Genomic DNA, 21793 nt, shown 5'->3' with positions numbered 1-21793 from the left:
CGGCCCCACGCGGGGCCGCTTTTGTATTAAATAGCCAAAAACACAGGAGGAACCATGACTGAGGCAAAGAACAATAGCCCATGGCTCACCCAGGAGTCCTACGACAAGCTCAAGGCCGAGCTTGAGGCGCTATATGAAAACCGCCCGGTCATCGCCGCCGAGATTAACGAGCGCCGCGAAGAGGGCGATTTGAAGGAAAACGCCGGCTACGATGCCGCCCGCGAGCAGCAGGGACAGGAAGAGGCACGCATCCGCTACCTCGAAGATCTGCTCCAGCGCGCCACTGTTGGCGAGATTCCGCAGGAGTCCGGTGTGGCTCTGGTCGGCACCGTGGTCCACGTCTACTACGACGGCGACGAGGACGACACCGAGACCTTCCTCATCGGTACCCGTGGCGCTGACTCTTCCAACCCGAACCTGGAGACCTACTCCACCGATTCCCCGCTGGGTAAGGCTCTGGTCGGCGCTAAGGAGGGCGAGACCCGCACTTACGCTTCCCCGAGCGGCGACGAAGTGTCCGTCACCGTAGTCAAGGCCGAGCCGTACAACCCGGAGATGGATGCCTAAGCGCTGAGGTTACTTACCTCCGGCGTTAGACCGCCTCAACCCAGGCGGCAACTTCGGGCCACAGTGCCCGATTCTTGGACCGATAAAAGCCCATATGGCCTATCGGTCCATTTTTTGTGCCCTCTCCCGCTTCAATATCGCGCTTTACGACGTCATACTGAACAGCCCGATCGGTCAATACGTCGACTGCTCGCCGGTTGGCCCAGAGATCGTCGGTGAATACGACCGACAGCAGCGGACCGGTGGCCTTACCGAAACGCTCGGCGAGATTGAACTCCGGATCATCGAAGAAGTACTGCTTCTTCCTGGACCACTTGCTCCACTGAGTCATCACACCAAGCGGAATTATCTTGCCTATCCCCAACGAATCGATAGGCACGTAGCCCATGAGTCGCGAACAAACCGGGGTGACGATATTGAAGATTGTCCAGACCTTCGCGCGCTCAGCTGCCGTCTTGACTGTCCGGGTGATGCCCGCGTGGCTGGCAATCATGGCCATGGCATCGACGGGCTCCTCCGCTTGCGTGGCCAGCATGCCATGAGCACCAACAGAGTGACCGATCGCGACATGTTTGGCGTTCGGAAACCTCTCCTTCAGCGCAGCAGTCGCCGCCGGCACATCGTAGAGAATCCAGTCGCTCATACGGATCGTGCGATCGCGCTTGGCGTTGGTGGCCGCCGACTCACCCGTTCCGCGGAAGTCGTAGATGAGGGCTGGCCAACCGTGTTCCGCGAGATAGATGGCAAACTTGCGGTAGAGATTCATATCCACACCGGTTGCCGGATGAAGAGCTATGGCTTTGGTGACCGAGGATTCGTCGGTAAACGGCAGTACCCACTGCCCCGCCAGGGTGACCCCGTCGGAACAGGTGATGCTTGCAGGCTCGATGCGATGCTTTGTATCAGGCATGGTTCAAAGATATGTCACCGCATGCCGGGTTTAATGCGAATCGAGAAATCAGTGCTTCAGATAAGAGCAAAGCGCCGGCAGCCCAATGACGGGCTGACCGGCGCTTGTGCGTTAGTTAGTTTTTCTAGCGCCTAGTCCCTGAAATAGGACAGCAGACGCAGAATCTCGGTGTAGAGCCAGACCAGGGTCACAGCCAGGCCGAGGGCGACACCCCAGGCGTACTGAGCCGGAGCGCCAGCGCGAACCAGGCGATCAGCCTGATCGAAGTCAATCAGGAAGCTGAAGGCTGCCAGGCCGATGCAGACCAGCGAGAAGATGATCGACAGCATGCCGCCGTCACGCAGCGGGAAGCCCAGGCCGAACAGGGAGAGCACCAGGTTGCCCAGCATGAGGACCAGGACACCGATCAGAGCCGCACTCATAAAACGAGTGAACTTCGGGGTCACGCGGATAGCGCCCGACTTGTAGACGAAGAGCATACCGATGAAGACACCCAGGGTGGCCAGCACGGCCTGCATAATCAGCGCACCAGCGGCAACGCCCTGAATTGGAGCGGTGAACATGAAGCTGATGCCACCGACGAAGAGGCCCTCGAAGGCCGCGTAAGTGAGGGTAACCGGCGCGGAGCCGTACTTCTTGCCGAAGGTGGAAACCAAAACAGTAATCAGACCACCGATGGCGCCGACAATGGTCAGAATCATGGCCAGGCTGGTGGAGACACTGACGGCAATGAAGAAGTTGACTGCAGCCAGAACGATGATGGTTGCCAGCGTGATGCCGGTCTTGGAAACGACATCGTCGACCGTCATCGGACGGTAGTCGGCGGCAACCTGCGACTGGTACGGGTTATCCCCGTAGCCAGCGCCCATCTGACCTTGGCCGTAGTGATGTGCGCCCGCCTGTCCGCGGGCGACGGTCTTAGTAAGTGAACTGAATGCAGGATTGCTGCTTTCGCGCACGTCGTCCTTCTTTCTTTTCTCAGTTTTTCTTACGTTTTGTATTCAGGCACACGCGCGTACGTTTGCCTACACTTTCTACAACGGGCGACGTAAAGGTATTGTTCCAAACCCTGAAAAACAGTTAGTATCAAGGTAATTCCTCGCCTGCTGGCGGTGATTTTGTAATCGCGGAAACACTCACAGTCGCCAGGCGTGGGCACCACTTGAGTGATTACGAAACAGGAGGTTGGTCAAGATGTCTGATGGCCTTGACTACGATCCGGATACCACTGGTGATTTCGACGAGACCACGCTCGATGGCTCAGAGGGACTCGATGGCGACTTCCTCACCGGTGACGGCGAGAATTATGTGATGGATCCACCGGACCGCTGGCGGGGCGCTTCTCCGCATGACACTCTCGGCAAGCGGTTGGCAGAGGAAAAGCCGGACATCGACGTCGACGACGATCTGGATGATGACCCAGAGATGCGCTACGGCGATGTCGACGGCCACGAACCGTTCGAGTTCGGCAACGATGGCCCGCGCGAACCGGACCGCAACCGTCGGATGGGCTGGACTACTTACTAAAGTTTTCTAAATTCTAGTAGTTTTGCCAAAATTACTATCTCGGAGCGTCGCTCAACAGTAGTATCTGTGCCATGACAGCATCTACTGCTACGACAAACCGAACTACCATCCGCAATCCGCTTAACGACGAGCTCGTTGCCCGCCTTCTTCAGCGCGTCACGGTAGCTGATAAGTCGAAGACCGCCACTATCTCGGCACCGTTTACCGGCCAGGAGCTGGCGCAGATTCCTGTCGGTACCCAGGCCGATGTCGACGAGGCCTTCAAGCGTGCCCGTGCGGCGCAGAAGAAGTGGGCCCGCATGGCACCGGAAAAGCGCGGCGAAGTGCTGCACCACTTCCACGACCTGCTCTTTACCCACTGCGACCAGGTGCTGGACCTGCTGCAGGCCGAGACCGGTAAAAACCGCGCCAGTGCCCACGAGGAGCTCGTTCACACCGCTATCACCGCCCGCTATTACGGCAATCAGGGCCCGAAACTGCTTGAGCCGAAGCGAGCACACGGCGCGGTCCCGGTACTTTCCAAGACCACCGTCTACCACCATCCAAAGGGCGTCGTCGGTGTTATTGCTCCGTGGAATTACCCACTGACCCTCGCGGTTTCCGACGCGCTGGCCGCACTGATGGCCGGTAACGCCATCGTGCTCAAGCCGGACAGCTCCACTCCGTTTACCGCTCTCTTCGCTGTCGATTTGCTCTACCGCGCTGGCCTTCCGGAGGATCTCTTCCAGGTCATTCCAGGTCCCGGTCGCGTTGTCGGCCAGGGCATTGTCGGTCAGTGTGACTTCCTGATGTTCACCGGCTCTTCCGAGACCGGCCGCTCGCTGGCGCAGCAGTGCGGCGAGCGCCTGATTAGCTTCTCCGCGGAGCTCGGCGGCAAGAACCCGCTGATTGTCGCTGAAGATGCCAACATCAACCGCGCGGTCGAGGGCGCGCGCATCGGCTGCTTCACCAACTCCGGTCACCTGTGTGTATCCATTGAGCGAATCTATGTCGTGGACTCCGTCTGGGACGAGTTCGTCCCGGCATTCACCGACCGCGTGAAGGCAATGTCCATCGGCGCTGGCTACGAGTGGGAAACCGAGATGGGCTGCCTGCAGTCGCAGGGCCAGTTCGACATCGTCAAGTCCATGGTCGACGAGGCCATCGAGGCCGGCGCCACCGTGCTGGCCGGTGGTCGTCCTCGCCCGGATCTGGGACCGCTGTTCTACGAGCCGACCGTGCTTACCGACGTCCCGGAGGGCGTCGCCCTGCTGACCGAAGAGGTATTCGGCCCGGTGGTAGTCCTCCAGCGCGTCTCGGATGTTCACGAGGCTATCGCCAAGTCCAACGATTCCCGTTATGGCCTCAACGCTTCGCTGTGGACCTCCCCGCGTCGCGCAAAGGAGCTGGCTCCACAGCTTGAGGCCGGTACCGTCAATGTCAACGATGGTTTTGCTGCGGCCTTCGCGTCTGTCGATGCCCCGATGGGCGGTTTCAAGGATTCGGGTGTGGGCCGTCGTCAAGCAGCGGGCGGCCTGCTGAAGTACACCGATGAGCAGACAGTGACCGTGCAGCGCCTTTCCCCGGTGTCGATGCCACAGATGCCGCGTGAGCTGTACTCGAAGGTGTTCAACACGGCACTTGTCCTCGGCAAGAAGTTCAACGTCCTGCCGTAATACGTGTGCAGCGCGCACAGATAGCAAAAGGCCAGGTCAGAAAACTCTCTGACCTGGCCTTTTGGTGCCCCCAGTGGGACTCGAACCCACACTGAAAGGATTTTAAGTCCTCTGCCTCTGCCAATTGGGCTATAGGGGCCCTTAAGAAAGATTAATGGGCGATATGGGTGTCTACCAAACTCGCCACAATTCCATCGAGGATATCCTTCTCGCTGATGTAGAAAAAGCGCTGCTCTTCCTGCGCTGCCTCGGAAAGCGGCAGCGCCTCAAACATGTCCATCAGACCGTCAACAATGATGGAACCGCCGGCGAAGACATCCGCGCGCTTCGGGTGCATGACCGGATTGGCAGCGAGCGATTCCACATCGGTCTCGACGACGGATGCTGTCAGCGCACGCAACGCCGCAAAGCGCAGCTGCGACAGGTGGATTGCCTCCGGGTCGTAGGTTTCTAGCCCCTGTGCCAGCGCCGACAGCGTGGTGAAGGTCCCGGCGCAGCCGACGATGGTGCGAGCCTTGTCGACAGGCACCTTCGCGACAATCTCGTCGGCCAGCTCCGCAACATACGAACGCGCCTCCTGGACCTGTTCCGCCGTCGGTGGCGAGGCCTGCAGGAACCGTTCGGTCAAGCGCACACTGCCCATAGCCACGGAATCAGAACCGGCTACCGTACCATCGTGGTCACCGACAATAACCTCGGTGGAGCCACCGCCGACGTCAATGACGCAATACGGACCGAGCTCGGGCTCCAAGTCATCTACCGCCCCGCGGAAGGACAGCGCGGCTTCCTCGTCGCCGGAAATGACCTCGGCCTCTGCACCCCACGGAGCGAGAATCTCGCGGGTCATGGCGAAGAAATCGTCGCGGTTGCTTGCGTCGCGTGTCGCCGATGTCGCCACCATTCGGACTGCTTGCACTTTTTCGACCTGCATAAGCTCCGCATACTTCGTCAGAGCCTCCCGCACGCGCTCCAGCGCCTCTGGAGCCAGCATGCCAGTGGCATCCACGCCCTGGCCAAGGCGGACGATTTCCATCAGTCGGTGCAGTTCTGTGATTTCGAGAACTCCATCGACAACCTCGACCCGGCTGATAAGCAGGCGAAGCGAATTAGTGCCGCAGTCGACGGCAGCGAGCGTCGTCATTTATCCCTCCACCCCCGGATACGCAATACCGAGCTCGGCAATCGTGGGCCAATCTGCGGGAATCGCGGTGCCGCGCAGTTTCTCGTTCTCCGCCGCCAGCGCCACCGACTCAGTACCCAGTCGGAAGTGATCCGGCCCCTTGGCCAGCGCGTAGGCAATAAGAACGTGGAGGCACTTCACGCGCGTCGGCATTCCGCCACCGGAGAAGTCCGTGCCTAGGTCTTCCATCTCATTGCGCTCTGCCAGAAACGCCTCGTGCGCGCGCTGGTAATCGGCGGCGAGCTCTTCGTCGCTTTCCAGACGCGCGGTCATTTCCTTCATCACGCCAGTCGTCTCCAACCGGGAGGCCTCCGCGGTGAGTCGCGGATCAGTTAGGTAAAAGAGCGTGGGAAACGGAGTGCCATCGTCCAAGCGCGGCTTCGTCTTGACCACACCAGGAGTGCCGTCGGGGCTGCGGTAAGAGATGTCCACTACCCCCCGCGGTTCACGTCCGAGCTGTTCCGCTATCACTTCCAAATCTGCGGTATCCACAGACATCGGTCACACTCCTTTTGCTTCCGTTTTTACTGACACATAATCTCACAGTCGCCTTACAAGCGCGTTGCTTCGCTTTACGACGGCACACTCCGCCGCGCATGCAACCTCACCGAGAGGCCCCAGGTAGCCCTACGGAGGTTTAGGACTCCGGTACCGTCGGCAAGCTCTCTGGCCTCGTTGCCTGGTCGCGCCCCGGATTAGGGCGAGTCTCTTCGGGTTCGGGCGGGATGGAAATGGAATCCCACAGCGTCTCGTACCACTTCTTGGCCTGGTGCTGCGGAATTTCCTCCGGCTGCGTCACAGGCTGTTCGCCCACGGCCGGATCGAGGATACGGAATGGGGTCTCCCCCGGCTCTACCAGCCCCAGGCGCAGACGTGCCTGCTCCTTAACATAGGCAGGGTTGGAGTACAGCTCCTTTTCATCCTCTAACTGCTTAATTCGCTGTTCCATGCGAGCAATATTGTCCTGCGTTGCGGCGACATCCGCCTGCTGTTGTGCAAAAGTCCGCAGCGGAATTGCGAGAACAGATACTAAGAAAAGCACCAGCAGACCAATGCCGATCTTCTGTGCTGTGCTCAGCGAGCGCATTCCCGATGCGATTGCCGCTGCCGAACGCTGCCCCGCCCCTGCAGGGCGCGACTGTGTTCCGCGGCGAGATCGGTCCGATGCACTCATGCTCCACACTCTACCCGACCGCCAGCCGATGAAATAACAAAAACCCGCCCACAACCACGTGCGTGGTGCGGACGGGCAGTGCTAGACGCAGCTTTCGCAGCGCGTCAACTCTTTACTTAAAACGCGGGAAAGCGCTGCGGCCAGCGTAGACAGCAGCGTCACCCAGATACTCCTCGATGCGCAGCAGCTGGTTGTACTTAGCAACGCGCTCGGAGCGAGCCGGAGCACCGGTCTTGATCTGGCCACAGTTCAGGCCGACGGCCAGGTCAGCGATGGTGGTGTCCTCAGTCTCACCGGAGCGGTGGGACATCATGGACTTGTAGCCGGCGTTGTGAGCCATTGCGACGGCCTCGAAGGTCTCGGACAGGGTACCAATCTGGTTGACCTTGACCAGCAGAGCATTAGCGGCCTTCTTCTCAATGCCCTCTGCCAGACGCTTCGGGTTGGTGACGAAGAAGTCGTCGCCGACGATCTGGACCTTGTCACCAAGCTGAGCGGTCAGGGTGGTGTAGCCCTCCCAGTCATCTTCCTGCAGCGGATCCTCGATGGAGACGATGGCGTAGTTCTCAACCAGGTCAGCGTAGACAGCTGCCATCTCCTCAGCGGTGTGCTCGCCGCCCTCGAAGTGGTACTTGCCGTCCTTGAAGAACTCGGAAGAAGCAACGTCGAGAGCCAGAGCGACATCGTCGCCCAGCTTGTAGCCTGCAGCCTCAATTGCCTCAACAATCAGGTCAAGAGCAGCCTTAGTGGACTCAACCGACGGAGCGAAGCCGCCCTCATCGCCGAGGCCAGTGGACAGACCCTTGTCCTTAATGACCTTCTTGAGTGCGTGGTAGACCTCAGCGCCGACGCGCAGTGCTTCCTTGAAGGTCGGGGCGCCAATCGGAGCAATCATGAACTCCTGGACGTCAACGCCGGAGTCAGCGTGTGCGCCACCGTTGAGGATGTTCATCATCGGAACCGGCAGAACGTGACCGTTCGGGCCGCCGACGTAGCGGAACAAATCCAGGCCAGCGGACTCAGCAGCAGCCTTGGCAACAGCCATGGACACACCGAGAATGGCGTTAGCACCCAGGCGGGACTTGTTGTCGGTGCCGTCCAGCTCAATCATGGTCTTGTCAACCAGACGCTGGTCCTCAGCCTCGAGGCCAATAATTGCGTCCTCAATCTCCTCGAGCACAGCGCGGACAGCCTTCTCGACACCCTTGCCCAGGTAACGGTCTCCGCCATCGCGGAGCTCGTGTGCCTCATGAACGCCGGTGGAGGCACCGGACGGAACCGCAGCGCGGCCCACAGCGCCGTCTTCCAACAGCACCTCAACCTCAACGGTCGGGTTACCACGGGAGTCCAGAATTTCGCGTGCGTTCAACTCGATGATTGCAGCCATAGGTCACCTTTCCGCCGGAACCGTTCCGGCACATGACTCCAATTGTGGCACGGTTTGCCAACCTTCGCCTTAAATCCTTTTCACCCTATGCGGGCTGATTCAGCGCATAGTTCGCCGCAGCGTCCCGAACATCGCGAAGATACTGCTCAGACTGGTTATACGAGCGAATTGCAGATGCCCACCCTTCCGGGGTGGCGAGGTCGCGTTCCCCACTGCAGAGCATCCGTGCCGTGGTCGCAGTTGCGTCGTCGATGTTGTTGGGGTCGGCGACACCATCACCAGAGGCATCCATCGCAAAGCGATGCCAGGTCTCAGGAATAAACTGCATCGGCCCCACAGCGCGGTCATACTCTGTGTCACCGTCGAGTTCGCCGTTGTCAGTATCAAGAACCTCAGCAAACCCGCTCGTACCGTCCAGCGGCGGACCGATAATCGTCGGACTCACTACCCCATCGGCGCCGATATGCGCCGGCTTGAGCCAATTGCCCGAGTACGTGCCGTGATTAGTCTCCACCTTGCCCAGTCCCGCAAGCGTGTTCCACTCCAGGTGGCAGTTCGGGAACTGTTCGGCTGCAATCACATATGCGTTGCCGTAGGCGCGGAGAGCGTCCTCAGAAATACCAGTCTTCGGAGAGATCTGCTGTGCCCACTGTCGAAGCTGTTCCGAGGTGCGCCCGGGCGCGTTGACATCAATCATCGGCGGTGGCTCAGCCGCGGCAGGCGGCACACTGTCCGGAATCGGCTTCTTGGTCAACGACGGGATAACGGGTCCAGTGAACATCGCCAACGCCCCAACCGTGCCAATGATAATCAGCACCGCCAGGGAGGTTAGACCGAGGCAGCCACATCCTCGCGAGGACTTCTTTTTCCCCTTACTGCGGCCACGCGACTTCGCCCCGCGGGGTGCGGGGTGCGCGTATTCATCAAAGGGAGAATTAGAAGGCATGGGGAATTACTCTACGGGGTAAACCGTAAAAATCACTCAAACTCGAGGACAGAAATCACTTTTGCTGGAAACTAGCTGTCGCTTTCCGACGGGCCGAGGTCCTCAGCCTCTTCGTTATCTTCGCTGCCCGCTGCCCACTGCTCAGCACTGCCGGCCTGCTGATTCTCCATCTGAGCCAGCACAGCCAGGAATGCGCGTGAAGCCTGTCGGGTCCGCTCTTCAGCACCGGACTCAGTCTCCAGCCCCGGGGTCGGGACCAGAATCTCCACTGGAATGTCTGCATCGGACAGTCCCAGCGCACGTGCGCGGCGGATGGCTTCCTCAGCCAAAGTCAGAGCTGGCAGCTGTGTGGCCGGGTTCGAGCGCGGACGTCCGCGGCCGTAAGCCCACAGTCGCTCCTGTTCTTCCTCCGACACCATCTCTCCCTCGGTCACACTGCCGTCGAAAAGATACGGCTGGCGAGCACGCATCTTCAAAATGAAGTCGGTCGCCACATCATCGAAGTCGAAGTCCTCGGCGATTTCGGCGTGGAAGAGAACCTGCAGCAGCAGATCCGACAGCTCGCTAGGAATGTCACCGCCCTCGTTGACTGCGTCGACAAACTCGTAGGTCTCTTCAATGAGATACGGCAGCAGGCTCTTGTGCGTCTGGCGAGCTTCCCACTGCCCCGTGCGCCGTGCTGCCGCCATGATGTCCACGGCCTCGACGACGTGGGGCAGACGAGCTGCGGCAAGCTGTTCCTGCGGAGTCAGCGGTTCTGCAACAGGCTCTGCCCCTGGCTCTGCAACCGGTTCTGGCTCAGGTTCTTTCACCGAGTCCTGCTGGGGAGCCGCCGCAACCTGAGCTGCCGGAGCTGCTGGGTCCGGCGCATCATCCAGCTCGACCGAGTAGACCTTCTCGCCCGCATCGAGGCGATCGAGTACCTCGTCGTTTTCCATATCGGTGGTGACCAGAATCTCCGCCTGGGACACCGAGTGCCCACCGGCGTCGGCGATTGCCCAGCGCACACGGATCGGGACTTCTTCGGTGTAGCTGACTTCACCGGTCAGCAGGCTAGCGGCTTCCAGCGGAATCGCTGTTGGAAAGCGGCTATCGAGCTTGATGATAGTCATACGGTTTCTAGTCCTTTCCCATGTGCGAGATATCCATACGTGGAATTCCCGCCATCGATGTCAAGAAGTCTGCTACCCACTGCACCAATGCAATATCGCGGACAGGTTTTGCCCGCAACCCTCGCCCTTCCTTCGGCATTCCGACGGAAACCGTGCGCGTTGCCGCACGATAGGTCGCCTGTGGATACAGGCGCTTGAGACGCACCTGCTTGGAGTCAGCAAGCTCCATAGGGGTTATTCTAATGTGCGCACCCATGGCTTGAACTTCATGCACGCCGAATTCCCGGCAAATAATTCGAAGTCGTGAAATAACCGCCAGTCTCTCCACCTCAATGGGTGGGGTTCCGTAACGGTCAACGAGCTCTTCGAGCACTACGTCGATATCGTCCAGCGCACTGGCAGCAGCAAATTTGCGGTACGCCTCTAGACGCAGACGTTCCGACGACACATATTCGGCCGGAATATTCGCATCGACCGGCAAATCGATCCGAACCTCCTTCGGTTCGTTATCGGAAGCATCCGGAGTTTCACCATCGGCCACTGCCTTCAGTGCGGCCACGGCCTCGCCAACCAGTCGGACGTACATGTCGAAGCCGACGCCGGCAATGTGACCGGACTGCTCCGCACCGAGGATATTTCCGGCGCCACGCATTTCCAGGTCCTTCATGGCCACAGCCATGCCGGCACCCAAGTCATTGTTCTGCGCGATCGTGGACAGACGGTCGTAGGAAGTCTCCGTCAGCGTCTGATTTTCCGGGTAGAGGAAGTAGGCATAGGCGCGCTCACGGGAACGGCCCACGCGACCACGCAGCTGGTGCAGCTGGGAAAGACCCATATGGTGGGCGTTTTCCACAATCAACGTATTGGCGTTGGCAATATCCAGGCCGGTTTCCACGATGGTGGTACACACCAGCACGTCGTACTCGCGCTGCCAGAAGCCATCGACTGTTCGCTCCAGCTGCTCCTCCCCCATCTGACCGTGGGCCACTACCACGCGGGCCTCTGGCACCAAATTGCGGATATTCTGCGCGACCTTGTCAATGGTTTCCACCTTATTATGCAGGTAGAACACCTGGCCGTCGCGAAGCAGCTCTCGCCTGATAGCAGCGGCGACCTGCTTGTCGGACTGCGCGCCGACGTATGTCAGCACCGGGTGGCGGTCCTGCGGCGGGGTGAGAATCTGACTCATCTCGCGGATGCCGGCAATTGACATTTCGAGCGTTCGCGGAATTGGCGTTGCGGACATGGTGAGCACGTCGACGTGGTGCCGTAGCGCCTTAATGTGTTCCTTATGTTCGACACCGAAACGCTGCTCCTCGTCAACGATGACCAGGCCGAGCTCTTTCCACTGCACGCCGGTCTGCAGGAGACGGTGCGTGCCGATAACAATGTCGACCGTCCCGTTCTTCAGCCCTTCGAGGACCCCCTTGGAGTCCTTCGGCGAAGTGAAGCGGGACAGTCCGCGGATGGTGACTGGGAAGCCCTCCATACGCTGGGTGAAAGTGGTCAAGTGCTGCTGTGCCAGAAGCGTGGTCGGCACCAACACTGCCACCTGACGGCCATCTTGAACTGCCTTAAAGGCAGCACGCAGTGCCACCTCGGTCTTGCCGTAGCCGACATCGCCGATGAGCACGCGATCCATCGGCACCGGCTTTTCCATGTCGGACTTGATTTCGTCGATGGCCTGCAGCTGGTCCTCAGTCTCGGTGAAGGGGAAGTTATCCTCCATCTCCTGCTGCCATGGCGTATCCGGCGCGAACGCGTGGCCCGGCGCGGCTTGGCGCTCGGCGTAGAGCTTGACCAGCTCTTCCGCAATCTCGCGGACAGCGCCACGGGCCTTGCGCTTGGTGGACTTCCAGTCCGAGCCGCCCATCTTCGACAGCGCGGGCTTTTCGCCGCCGACATAGCGCGACAGCAAATCCAGGCTCTCCATCGGCACGTAGAGCTGGTCCGAGGGACCTCCGCGCTTGCTCGGTGCGTACTCGAGCACCACGTACTCGCGGCGTGCCTGATCCTCGCCCGTGCCGATGGTGCGCTCAGTGAGCTTCACAAACCGACCGATGCCATGCGTGTCGTGCACGACATAGTCGCCGGCCTTCAGCGCCAGCGGATCCACGCGACCACGGCGCTTCGCCGGCTTGCGGCGCCCACCAAGCGCGCCTTCCGCGATGCGGTTACCTGTGATGTCCTGCTCGGTAATCAGAGTCAGCGCGCCACCGGGGATCCGCGGGAACACCAGGCCACCGTGCAAAACACCCTGGTAGACGGTAATTCTTCCGGACTCGGGATATTCCGGGCCCGCCGCCATGCGCGTCGCAATTCCGGCTTCCCTAAACTTTTCCGCTTGCCGACGCGCCCCCGCGGGCGTCGCCGCCACGTACGCCACACGCTCCCCCGCGACCGTGGCATCGCGCAGCTGCTTCATCAGGTGACCAATTTCCTTTAAGTCGCCGCGTGGCGCGGGCCCAGGCTCAAAGGTCAGTGGCAGCACATCATCTTCGGTGACTCCCGCCTCCAACATGCCGGGCGGGGAAATATGCCACGAAGTGGGCATCGGGATAGAGGCCAAGCTGCGGTACGCGCTGGGCTCCAACCCATCGGTGGCAATTGGCGCCGAGCCGCCCATCGCAGCAGTTTCCCACGCTGCGGCCATAAACTCCTCGCCTGCACTGATAAGGTCCTGTGCGCGAGAGCGAATGCGCTCCGGCCCGCACATGAGCACATGAGTTTTCTCCGGCATGACCTCAGTGAGCATCTTCATCGGATGCTGACTAATCAGTGGGATCAGCGATTCCATGCCCTCCACCCACTGGCCATCGCCGATGCGGGTGAGCATTTCTTGGACCTGGCCAGAGCGCGTGGTGGCGAGTTTCTCCGCGGCGGCCTTCACGTCGTCGTCGATAAGCAGTGCACGACACGGGAAGATATCCAGCTGGTCGACCTCTACCTCAGAGATCGTGCGCTGGTCGGCGACGGAAAAGGCGCGCAGGTCGGTGACCTCGTCACCCCAGAGCTCGATACGTACCGGCAGCTCTTCGGTCGCAGGGAAAACATCGACGATGCCGCCACGCACGGCAAATTGGCCACGCCTGCCGACCATGTCCACATGCGAATAGCCGTGATGCACCAACCGCTCAACTAGGTTCTCGCAGTCCTGGTCCAGCTGAACGTGAATGGGGGCACCGGTTTCAGCCTCGAGGTCGTCCACAATCGGCTGCACCAACGAGCGCACCGCCGCAATCAGAACGTCGACTTTGCCCCGGCGAACGTCGTAAAGCGCCTTACGACGCTGCGCCACAGTATCCACGGCCGGCGAAAGCTTCTCATGCGGGAGCGTCTCCCACGAGGGGAACATAGCTACACGGTCGCCGATCATAGACTTGACCTCGGCAGTCAGGTCCTCCGCCTCACGGCCGGTAGCCGTGACGACCAGCACCGGAACCTTCGTAGACATGGCGTAAATAAGGTGCGAACGCACCGCGTCAGCACCCGTGAGCGCCAGCTCGTCTTCGCCGATGCGCCCGAGCACGCCGACAAATTGAGGATCCGTGACAACGAGGCTTTCCAGCCCCGACAGCGGGTTCGGCAGCATGCTGGGTGTGGCTTTCGCCGAGGAAGACGCAGAAGTTGGCATAGCCCCAATATAACCATGCACCCCGGATCCACCCTGCGCGCTGGTTAGCCGTTCTCCGCCACCTGCATCGGGTCTGCTGCAGCACCTGCGCCGAACTTCGCGCCCTCCGCGGCCGCTGGCACATCAGCGGAGCCATGCAGAGTCGGAGAACCCTCCATGCCGGCCAGCCCGTTCCAACACAGGTTCACGATGTGCGCCGCCACTGTCTCCTTATCCGGACTGCGCTTCTCCATCCACCAGCGAGCGGTCTGCGAAACCATACCGACCATGCAGTTTCCGTAGAGCACCGACATGGCCGGGTCGAAGCCGGCGCGTTTGAAAGCCTCGGCAAGGATAGGCGTAATCGACTCAGTGGCATTATTCAGCAGCGTCTCATAGCCACCCGCCACGCCGGGGTCGCGAGAAATAATGGAGAATCCCTCCGGGTTTTCCTCCACATAAGTCAGCAGTGCCAACACCGCCTGTTCGATGCGGTAACGCGAGCGTCCCAGGGACAACGCTTCCCTAATCGTGGCCTCCAGGGTCTTCATCTCCTGGTCGACGACTGCCTGGTAGAGCCGCTCTTTGGTACCGAAATGCTCGTAGACAACCGGCTTTGATACCCCAGCTGCGGCAGCGATCTCCTCCATTGAGGCGGCATCAAGCCCCTTGGCGGCAAAGATTCCACGGCTGACTTCTGTCAGCTGAGCTTTGCGCTGTGGACCGGTCATACGTCGTCTCGGAGAATTGGAGGCCATGCTTTTAGATTAGTGGCTAAAGTCTTGCTATCGTATATCGCAGGCGCAAGCGAGTTGGCTGAGTCGAATCAGCCATGCAATTTTTCGCATTTGCCCCATTCTCCCATGGTGTAATGGCAACACTCCGGTTTTTGGTACCGGCATTCTAGGTTCGAGTCCTGGTGGGAGAGCAAGCGGGGGGCCGGCCCCTTAATTAAGAAGTGACTTTTCGCCCCGCCGTGACCGTGATGCACCCTGACCGAGGAGTAGCAAGTTTCATGTCGAACGGTTCGGCCACCGCTGTGGTCATTCTCGCCGCGGGTCAAGGCACCCGAATGAAATCCGATACGCCGAAAATGCTGCACGCTATCGGCGGTCGTACCATGTTGGAGCACGCGCTCTATGCCGCCAAGGGCATTAATCCGGATGAGATTGCTGTTGTCGTTGGCCACCAGCGCGAAAAGGTAATCGACGCCATCGGGACTTGGGCCTCGGACACCGAGCACTCCAACGGTGTCGTCATTGCCCACCAGGACGAGCAAAACGGTACCGGCCACGCTGTTCAGTGCGCACTGGAGCACCCCGAGCTGCAGAACTTCGATGGCACCATCCTGGTGACCACTTCCGATGTTCCGCTGCTGGATTCCGAAGCGCTCCAGGCGCTGCTCGAAGAGCACAACCGCAAGCCACGCGCTGCCGTGACTGTGCTGACCTCCACTGCTGACAACCCGCACGGCTACGGCCGCATCGTTCGCAACGCCGACGGCGAAGTTCTGCGCATCGTGGAGGAAAAGGACGCCTCCGACGAGGAACGCGAGATCACCGAGGTCAACTCCGGTGTCTACGCATTCGACGCCGAGACCCTGGCAAACGCTCTCAAGCAGCTGGACACCAACAATGCCCAGGGCGAGCTCTACCTCACCGATGTCATCGGCATCGCCCGTGAGGCCGACCGCTCAGTACGCGGTCACCGCCTCGCCGACGCCACCGTCGTCGCCGGTGTCAATGACCGCGTCCAGCTGGCTACCCTTGGCCGCGAGCTCAACCGTCGCACCTGCGAGGCAGCTATGCGCGGGGGCGCCACTATCGTCGACCCGGACACCACGTGGATTGACGTTGAGGTGGAAATCGGCCGCGACGTCACGATTCTGCCGGGCACGCAGCTGCACGGCAAGACCGTGATTGGCGACGGGGCCACCGTGGGACCGGACACGACACTGACCAACATGGTCGTCGGCAAGCGCGCCAGCGTCGTACGTACACACGGTTCCGATTCGGAGATCGGCGAGGATGCGACGGTCGGACCGTTCACCTACATTCGCCCGAACACCAAACTCGGTGTCGGCGCGAAGCTCGGCGGCTTCGTAGAAGCGAAGAACGCGCAGATTGGAAACGGTTCGAAGGTTCCGCACCTGACCTACGTCGGCGATGCGGAGATTGGCGAGCACTCCAACATTGGTGCCTCCAGCGTGTTCGTGAACTACGACGGCGTCAACAAGCACCGCACCGTTATCGGCTCGCATGTTCGCACCGGCTCCGACACCATGTTCATCGCTCCGGTGACCGTGGGTGATGGTGCGTACTCAGGTGCAGGTACTGTTATTAAGGACGACGTTCCTCCGGGAGCATTGGCGGTCAGTGGTGGCCGTCAGCGCAACATCGAGGGATGGGTCGAGCGGAAGCGTCCAGGTACCGCTGCTGCTGAGGCAGCGCAGGCGGCGCAGGTAGCTGACAACGCTGACAACAACAAGGAAGACCAGGAAGGCTAGACGGCAGATGACCGGCCAGTGGATCGATAACCAAAAGAACCTCATGCTCTTCTCCGGAAGGGCACACCCGGAATTGGGCGAGGCAGTTGCCAAGGAGCTCGGCACAGAGCTGACTCCGATGACCGCTCGTGATTTTGCCAACGGTGAAATCTTCGTGCGCTACGAGGAATCCGTCCGCGGTTCCGATGCCTTCGTACTGCAGGCGCACCCGGCACCGCTGAACAAGTGGCTCATCGAGCAGCTGATTATGATTGACGCGCTCAAGCGCGGTTCGGCCAAGCGCATCACCGCTATCCTGCCGTTCTTCCCATACGCCCGCCAGGACAAGAAGCACCGTGGCCGTGAGCCGATTTCCGCTCGCCTGGTCGCTGACCTGCTCAAGACCGCAGGCGCTGACCGCATCGTCTCCGTGGACCTCCACACCGACCAGATTCAGGGCTTCTTCGACGGCCCGGTCGATCACATGCATGCCATGCCGATTCTGTCGGAGTACATCAAGAAGAACTACTCCCTGGACAACCTGGTCGTGGTCTCCCCTGACGCCGGCCGTGTGAAGGTTTCCGAGAAGTGGGCGAACACCCTGGGCGACGCCCCGCTGGCCTTCATTCACAAGACCCGTTCCGTCGATGTCGCGAACCAGGTTGTCGCCAACCGCGTGGTCGGCGAGGTCTCCGGTAAGACCTGTCTGCTCATCGACGACATGATTGACACCGGCGGCACCATCGCCGGCGCTGTCAAGGTGCTGCGTGAGGCAGGCGCTGAGGATGTCATCATCGCTACCACGCACGGCGTCTTCTCCGACCCAGCTCGCGAGCGCCTGTCGAAGTGCGGTGCCCGCGAGGTCATCACCACGGATACCCTGCCGCAGTCCACCGAGGGCTGGGACAACCTGACCGTCCTGCCAATCGCACCGCTGCTGGCTAAGACGATCCACGAGATCTTTGAAAACGGTTCCGTCACCACTCTCTTCGAGGGCCAGGCATAAGCTCTTTCCGCTTGCCGACGGACACCCCGCCGCGACCAGCAACCTAGTTTTGCTGGTGGTGGCGGGGTTTGCTGTTTGACCTGTTAGTCCACTACAATTTCTCCGGTAAGTCTCGGCGAGGGCGGCCACAGTAGGTGGTTGCCGTTATCGACGCGACGCTCGCAGCCCAACTTTTGCGCCCACGGTGGCATGGATGCGGCACGTGCTCGACTCGACGACTCAATATCGAATCGTTTAGGAGTCCATTTTCATGGCAAAGCCCAACATCATCAAGATTGATGCTCGTAACCGCACCGAGTTCGGCAAGGGTGCCGCTCGCCGTGCCCGCGTTGCTGGCGACATCCCTGTTGTCATCTACGGCGCTGACCTGGATGCCCCGAAGCACATCCTCGTTGACACTCTGGATTTCCACGCTGTCATCCGTAACCACGGTGTCAACGCTGTTCTGGACGTCAACATCGAGGGCGAGTCCCAGCTGTCCATGGTCAAGGCTGTTGACCAGAACCCGCTGACCCTCGACATCGACCACGCTGACCTGCTCGCCATTCACCGTGACGAGAAGGTTGAGGTTGAGGTTCCGGTCGTTCCGACTGGCGAGCTCGCTCCGGGCGCCCTGCTCATGCAGGATGCCGAGACCATTCTGGTCAACGCACCGGTTCTGGCCATTCCGGAAGAGATCGAGGTCTCCGTCGAAGGTGCAGAGGTCGGCACCATGGTTCACGCCGGCGACGTTACCCTGCCAGAGGGCCTGGTCCTCACCGACGACGCTGACCTGCTCATCTTCAACATTGTCGAGCCGGAGGAAGAGCCGGCTGGTGACGTCGATGCCGACATCGAGGGCATGGGCGAGGCTGAGACCCCGGATGAGCCAGCTGAGGAATCCGCTGAGTAATTATGAACTCGCAGGCCTAGCTACCACAGCTAAGTAAAAAGGGACGGACACTCTTGTCCGTCCCTTTTTTGCACTCCCCATAATCAAGAGACCGCGCACCGTGTGCCAAGATTGGACTCATGAACGCCTCCACCACACCTTTTCTTGTCGTGGGGCTCGGCAACCCTGGGCCCAAATATGAACTCACTCGCCATAACGTCGGGCATCTGGTGCTAGATGAACTAGCCAGCCGCACTTCTCCGATGCCGTCGTCGTTTAGCGTGCACAAGAAGTCCAACGCTGAGATAGTCCAGACTCGGTTTAAGACCTCCGATGGTGGCGAGCGGCAGGTGATTCTGGCTAAGCCCCGGACGTACATGAATCTGTCGGGTGGGCCGATTGCAGCGCTGGCCAAGTTCTTCAACGTCGCACCTACCGACGTCGTGGTAGTCCACGATGAGCTGGACCTGGACCCGGGCGTGGTGCGCCTCAAGCGCGGCGGGGGCGAAAATGGCCACAATGGCCTGCGCTCGACCACGAAGTCGTTGGGCACGAAGGACTACATGCGGGTGCGTATTGGTATTGGCCGTCCTCCGGGCCGCCAAGATCCGGCGGATTACGTGCTGCGTAACTTCAATGCTAAGGAACGCGAGGAGCTCGCTTTCACTCTGCCCACTGCTGCGGAGGCGGTGGAGCTAATCGCCAGCCACGGGCTGGAGATTGCGCAGAACCAAATCCACGGGCGGTAGCAGCAGCGGCAGAGGCAGCTTCAGGCTTACAGCTCGTCGATGTGCTTGCGCTTCGGGTAGACCCGCGGACGAGCGCCTGCGATCTCCTCAGCAATGCGGATGACCTGGTTGGAGTAACCGAACTCGTTGTCGTACCAGACGTAGAGCACCAGGTGCTTACCGTTGGCGATGGTAGCCAGACCATCGACGATGCCAGCATGGGTGGAGCCGACGAAGTCGGTGGAAACCACTTCTGGGGAGTGGATGTAGTCAATCTGCTGGCGCAGGACGGACTTGAGGGAAACCTCACGCAGGTAGTTGTTGACTTCGTCGCGGTCGACCTCAGTGTCCAGGGTCAGGTTCAGCACCGCCATGGAAACGTCCGGGGTGGGAACGCGGATGGCGTTACCGGTCAGCTTGCCCTCGAACTCCGGCAGAGCCTTGGCGACGGCCTTTGCGGCACCGGTCTCAGTGAGAACCATGTTCAGGGTGGCTGCGCGGCCACGGCGAGAACCCTTGTGGAAGTTGTCGATCAAGTTCTGGTCATTAGTGAAGGAGTGAACAGTCTCGACGTGCCCGAACTCGACGCCCCACTTGTCATTGACGACCTTCAGCACCGGGGTGATGCCGTTGGTAGTACAGGAAGCTGCCGACAAAATGTTGTCAGAGTCCTCGATGATGTTGTGGTTGATTCCGTAGACGATGTTCTTCACATCGCCCTTGCCCGGCGCGGTGAGCAGAACCTTGGAAACACCCTTGGACTGAAGGTGCTGTGACAGTCCCTCGCGGTCGCGCCAACGACCGGTGTTGTCAATGACAATCGCATCGTTAATGTCGTAGGCGGTGTAGTCGACAGTTGCCGGGTCATTGGAGTAAATAACCTGAATCGGGGTGCCGTTTGCCCAGATAATGTTGTTTTCGCGGTCGACCGAGATGGTGCCGTCGAATGCACCGTGGACGGAGTCACGACGCAGCAGCGAAGCACGCTTGACGATGTCGTCCTCACCATTCTGGCGAACCACAATTGCGCGCAGGCGCGGGCCGTTGAACAGTGCCTCGCGGGCCAGCAGAATGCGAGCCAGCAGGCGGCCGATGCGGCCGAAACCGTAGAGGACAATGTCGGTTTTCGGGGTTTGTGTCCCGGCACCGATGACGTCGGCAAGCTCACGCTCGAGGAATGCGCGCAAGTCGCCGCCTTCCTCTTCGAAGCTGGTAGCCAGGGCGCCCAGGTCGATGGAGGCGGTGCCGAGATCCATCTTCACCAGTTCCTGCAGAATCGGCAGGGTCTGGCTCAGGGGCAGCTCCTGCGAGGTGATGCGACGGGCGTAGCGGTGCGACTTAATGATGCCGGTCTCGGTAACGTTTTCCAGTCGGCGGCCGAAGATTGAAGTCACGACATCATTGTTGCGGCGCAGTTGCCCCAGGAGGGGGATCATCTGCTCTGCAAGGCTGATGCGCTCATTCCAGTCATTGCGCTTGATGGGGGCCGAATCCGACATAAATCCTCCTGGCTTAAATGAATATGAGTTCCCCCTCAAAATACCCCGCACATGCTATTCACCGGCTATCGCCCTCAACTGGGTACCCCGTATTGTGGTCCAGCTTTCACCCAATCGGGGGAGACACTGGGAGACACCCCAAGGAAGAAAATTGAACCCTACTTACCCGTTAGAATAAGAGCCATGACGGAACCCCTGGATATCCAGCAGCAATCTCCCGCCCAGCCGCCATACCGCCTTGTAGTCACGGATATGGACGGGACTCTATTAAATGAAGACAAGGAAATCCCGGATTCCTTTTGGCCGGTAGTCACCGAGCTGCTCGACCGCGGTGTCCACTTCGCTCCCGCGTCGGGCCGCCAGTACGCAACTCTGGCCGACCAGTTCGCCCCCATTGCACACCGCATCCCAATCATTGCGGAAAACGGCAACTACGTCGCGGATGCGGGCGAGGTGGTCTCGGTTACCAGTATCGACCACGACATCGTCACCCAGTTGGTGCACGCAATCCGCCAGTTCAACGACAACCGCGTGGCGGCGGGCCGCACACCCCTGTCGGTTATTATCTGTGGCGCTGCCAGCGCATACGTGGAGTTTTTCCCGCCGCATTTCAATATTCCGGAGGAAGTGCAGCAGCTGCAGTTCAACGAGGCCGCCAAGTACTACTTGAAGCTGCAGAAGGTCGATGATGTCATCGCCGCTGCCGCCGAGGACGGCATCGTCAAAATTGCCGCCTTTGATCCTTACTCCGTCGAGGAGGGGTCGGCCGATTACTTGCGTTCCCAGAGCTCGCACCTACGCGCGGTGGTCTCCGGTGCGCATTGGGTCGATCTCATCGATGCCAATACCAACAAGGGCACGGCACTCGCCGCCCTGCAGGAGGCCATCGGTATCTCTCCTGCCGAAACTGTCTGCTTCGTTGACTACCTGAATGATCTCGAGCTCATCGACCACGCAGGCCGTTCGTTTGCCATGTCCAACGGTCACCCGGCAATCAAACGCCGCGCCACCGACATCGCACCGTCGAACGCGGAGGAAGGCGTCATCACGACGCTGCGCGAGCTGTTCAACCTCTAACTGCAATTGACCCCTTACCCCACTGGAGCGGTAAGTTAGAAAGGTTGAACCCGATT

The 21793-nt window shown here is 60.2% G+C and carries 19 protein-coding genes and 2 tRNA genes; 9 read left to right on the top strand and 12 right to left on the bottom strand.

Translation table 11 applies throughout. The features are described 5' to 3' along the window. The first annotated feature begins 54 nt into the window (after nt 1-54). Nucleotides 55-567 carry a transcription elongation factor GreA gene (gene greA / locus NQ014_RS04210; protein WP_016423193.1) on the top strand — a complete coding sequence of 171 codons (513 nt, stop codon included), beginning with the start codon at nt 55-57 and terminating at the stop codon, nt 565-567. Between the two features lie 25 nt (nt 568-592). Here greA and NQ014_RS04205 read toward each other — a convergent pair whose 3' ends face one another. Together NQ014_RS04205 and NQ014_RS04200 are read right to left on the bottom strand one after the other, a co-directional pair. After that, a complete protein-coding gene (locus NQ014_RS04205) occupies nt 593-1477 on the bottom strand; it encodes an alpha/beta fold hydrolase (RefSeq protein ID WP_257073880.1) in 885 nt (294 codons plus the stop codon). A 131-nt stretch (nt 1478-1608) separates the two neighbouring features. Further along, nucleotides 1609-2436, bottom strand: a complete 828-nt coding sequence (locus NQ014_RS04200) for a Bax inhibitor-1/YccA family protein (RefSeq protein ID WP_048733966.1) — start codon at nt 2434-2436, stop codon at nt 1609-1611. Nucleotides 2437-2671: 235 nt separating this feature from the next. Here NQ014_RS04200 and NQ014_RS04195 point away from each other — a divergent pair, with 235 nt between their 5' ends. Further along, entirely contained in the window at nt 2672-3004 is a 333-nt protein-coding gene (locus tag NQ014_RS04195) for a hypothetical protein (RefSeq protein ID WP_070600926.1), read from the top strand. 71 nt (nt 3005-3075) lie between these two features. Further along, nucleotides 3076-4659, top strand: a complete 1584-nt coding sequence (locus tag NQ014_RS04190) for a succinic semialdehyde dehydrogenase (protein WP_257073879.1) — start codon at nt 3076-3078, stop codon at nt 4657-4659. A 62-nt stretch (nt 4660-4721) separates the two neighbouring features. Here the strand turns inward: NQ014_RS04190 and NQ014_RS04185 are convergent. The 9 genes from NQ014_RS04185 to NQ014_RS04145 form a co-directional block, all read right to left on the bottom strand. Next, nucleotides 4722-4798 (bottom strand) — tRNA-Leu (locus NQ014_RS04185). Between the two features lie 12 nt (nt 4799-4810). Beyond that, entirely contained in the window at nt 4811-5800 is a 990-nt protein-coding gene (locus NQ014_RS04180) for a Ppx/GppA phosphatase family protein (protein ID WP_257073878.1), read from the bottom strand. Continuing rightward, the gene (locus NQ014_RS04175) at nt 5801-6337 is read right to left on the bottom strand and encodes a DUF501 domain-containing protein (RefSeq protein WP_049182367.1); all 537 of its coding nucleotides are present in this window, start codon (nt 6335-6337) and stop codon (nt 5801-5803) included. 139 nt (nt 6338-6476) lie between these two features. Next, complete coding sequence (locus tag NQ014_RS04170; RefSeq protein ID WP_048733957.1) at nt 6477-7013, bottom strand: septum formation initiator family protein; 537 nt, start codon at nt 7011-7013, stop codon at nt 6477-6479. A 112-nt stretch (nt 7014-7125) separates the two neighbouring features. Continuing rightward, complete coding sequence (gene eno, locus NQ014_RS04165) at nt 7126-8400, bottom strand: phosphopyruvate hydratase (RefSeq protein WP_257073877.1); 1275 nt, start codon at nt 8398-8400, stop codon at nt 7126-7128. 85 nt (nt 8401-8485) lie between these two features. After that, nucleotides 8486-9346, bottom strand: a complete 861-nt coding sequence (locus tag NQ014_RS04160) for a lytic transglycosylase domain-containing protein (RefSeq protein WP_257073876.1) — start codon at nt 9344-9346, stop codon at nt 8486-8488. A 71-nt stretch (nt 9347-9417) separates the two neighbouring features. After that, nucleotides 9418-10458 carry a MazG nucleotide pyrophosphohydrolase domain-containing protein gene (locus NQ014_RS04155; RefSeq protein ID WP_257073874.1) on the bottom strand — a complete coding sequence of 347 codons (1041 nt, stop codon included), beginning with the start codon at nt 10456-10458 and terminating at the stop codon, nt 9418-9420. Between the two features lie 7 nt (nt 10459-10465). Next, complete coding sequence (mfd, locus tag NQ014_RS04150) at nt 10466-14092, bottom strand: transcription-repair coupling factor (RefSeq protein WP_257073872.1); 3627 nt, start codon at nt 14090-14092, stop codon at nt 10466-10468. Between the two features lie 44 nt (nt 14093-14136). After that, complete coding sequence (locus tag NQ014_RS04145; protein ID WP_101687444.1) at nt 14137-14829, bottom strand: TetR/AcrR family transcriptional regulator; 693 nt, start codon at nt 14827-14829, stop codon at nt 14137-14139. A 99-nt stretch (nt 14830-14928) separates the two neighbouring features. Between NQ014_RS04145 and NQ014_RS04140 the strand changes: the two genes are divergently transcribed. From NQ014_RS04140 to pth, 5 genes are all read left to right on the top strand, one after another. Beyond that, a tRNA-Gln gene (locus NQ014_RS04140) sits at nt 14929-14999 on the top strand. Nucleotides 15000-15086: 87 nt separating this feature from the next. After that, the gene (glmU, locus tag NQ014_RS04135) at nt 15087-16577 is read left to right on the top strand and encodes a bifunctional UDP-N-acetylglucosamine diphosphorylase/glucosamine-1-phosphate N-acetyltransferase GlmU (protein ID WP_049172238.1); all 1491 of its coding nucleotides are present in this window, start codon (nt 15087-15089) and stop codon (nt 16575-16577) included. Nucleotides 16578-16584: 7 nt separating this feature from the next. After that, entirely contained in the window at nt 16585-17562 is a 978-nt protein-coding gene (locus NQ014_RS04130; protein WP_016423206.1) for a ribose-phosphate diphosphokinase, read from the top strand. Nucleotides 17563-17812: 250 nt separating this feature from the next. Then, nucleotides 17813-18454: a 50S ribosomal protein L25/general stress protein Ctc gene (locus NQ014_RS04125; protein ID WP_038626221.1), complete on the top strand. Its 642-nt coding sequence runs from the start codon at nt 17813-17815 to the stop codon at nt 18452-18454. Between the two features lie 119 nt (nt 18455-18573). Continuing rightward, entirely contained in the window at nt 18574-19182 is a 609-nt protein-coding gene (gene pth, locus NQ014_RS04120; protein WP_257073870.1) for an aminoacyl-tRNA hydrolase, read from the top strand. A 26-nt stretch (nt 19183-19208) separates the two neighbouring features. On the opposite strand, the gene NQ014_RS04115 is transcribed toward pth, so the two are convergent. Continuing rightward, complete coding sequence (locus NQ014_RS04115; protein ID WP_257073869.1) at nt 19209-20660, bottom strand: glyceraldehyde-3-phosphate dehydrogenase; 1452 nt, start codon at nt 20658-20660, stop codon at nt 19209-19211. Nucleotides 20661-20843: 183 nt separating this feature from the next. On the opposite strand from NQ014_RS04115, the gene NQ014_RS04110 reads away from it, so the two are divergent. After that, on the top strand, nt 20844-21737 hold the full coding sequence (locus tag NQ014_RS04110) for a Cof-type HAD-IIB family hydrolase (protein ID WP_257073867.1): 894 nt from the start codon (nt 20844-20846) through the stop codon (nt 21735-21737). Nucleotides 21738-21793: the final 56 nt, after the last annotated feature.

It is taken from the genome of Corynebacterium sp. 5QC2CO, from assembly GCF_024580435.1.
In the GTDB taxonomy this organism is placed as follows: domain Bacteria; phylum Actinomycetota; class Actinomycetes; order Mycobacteriales; family Mycobacteriaceae; genus Corynebacterium; species Corynebacterium jeikeium_D.
The sequence above is the reverse complement of the archived record's forward strand: the minus strand, read 5'-3'. Positions and strand labels throughout refer to the sequence as shown.

Bases quoted from the DNA above. Each gene is read 5' to 3' on its own strand.
- greA (WP_016423193.1), top strand. From the start codon at position 55: ATGACTGAGGCAAAGAACAATAGCCCATGGCTCACCCAGGAGTCCTAC.
- NQ014_RS04205 (WP_257073880.1), bottom strand. From the start codon at position 1,477: ATGCCTGATACAAAGCATCGCATCGAGCCTGCAAGCATCACCTGTTCC.
- NQ014_RS04195 (WP_070600926.1), top strand. From the start codon at position 2,672: ATGTCTGATGGCCTTGACTACGATCCGGATACCACTGGTGATTTCGAC.
- NQ014_RS04190 (WP_257073879.1), top strand. From the start codon at position 3,076: ATGACAGCATCTACTGCTACGACAAACCGAACTACCATCCGCAATCCG.
- NQ014_RS04180 (WP_257073878.1), bottom strand. From the start codon at position 5,800: ATGACGACGCTCGCTGCCGTCGACTGCGGCACTAATTCGCTTCGCCTG.
- NQ014_RS04175 (WP_049182367.1), bottom strand. From the start codon at position 6,337: ATGTCTGTGGATACCGCAGATTTGGAAGTGATAGCGGAACAGCTCGGA.
- NQ014_RS04170 (WP_048733957.1), bottom strand. From the start codon at position 7,013: ATGAGTGCATCGGACCGATCTCGCCGCGGAACACAGTCGCGCCCTGCA.
- eno (WP_257073877.1), bottom strand. From the start codon at position 8,400: ATGGCTGCAATCATCGAGTTGAACGCACGCGAAATTCTGGACTCCCGT.
- NQ014_RS04160 (WP_257073876.1), bottom strand. From the start codon at position 9,346: ATGCCTTCTAATTCTCCCTTTGATGAATACGCGCACCCCGCACCCCGC.
- NQ014_RS04155 (WP_257073874.1), bottom strand. From the start codon at position 10,458: ATGACTATCATCAAGCTCGATAGCCGCTTTCCAACAGCGATTCCGCTG.
- mfd (WP_257073872.1), bottom strand. From the start codon at position 14,092: ATGCCAACTTCTGCGTCTTCCTCGGCGAAAGCCACACCCAGCATGCTG.
- NQ014_RS04145 (WP_101687444.1), bottom strand. From the start codon at position 14,829: ATGGCCTCCAATTCTCCGAGACGACGTATGACCGGTCCACAGCGCAAA.
- glmU (WP_049172238.1), top strand. From the start codon at position 15,087: ATGTCGAACGGTTCGGCCACCGCTGTGGTCATTCTCGCCGCGGGTCAA.
- NQ014_RS04130 (WP_016423206.1), top strand. From the start codon at position 16,585: ATGACCGGCCAGTGGATCGATAACCAAAAGAACCTCATGCTCTTCTCC.
- NQ014_RS04125 (WP_038626221.1), top strand. From the start codon at position 17,813: ATGGCAAAGCCCAACATCATCAAGATTGATGCTCGTAACCGCACCGAG.
- pth (WP_257073870.1), top strand. From the start codon at position 18,574: ATGAACGCCTCCACCACACCTTTTCTTGTCGTGGGGCTCGGCAACCCT.
- NQ014_RS04115 (WP_257073869.1), bottom strand. From the start codon at position 20,660: ATGTCGGATTCGGCCCCCATCAAGCGCAATGACTGGAATGAGCGCATC.
- NQ014_RS04110 (WP_257073867.1), top strand. From the start codon at position 20,844: ATGACGGAACCCCTGGATATCCAGCAGCAATCTCCCGCCCAGCCGCCA.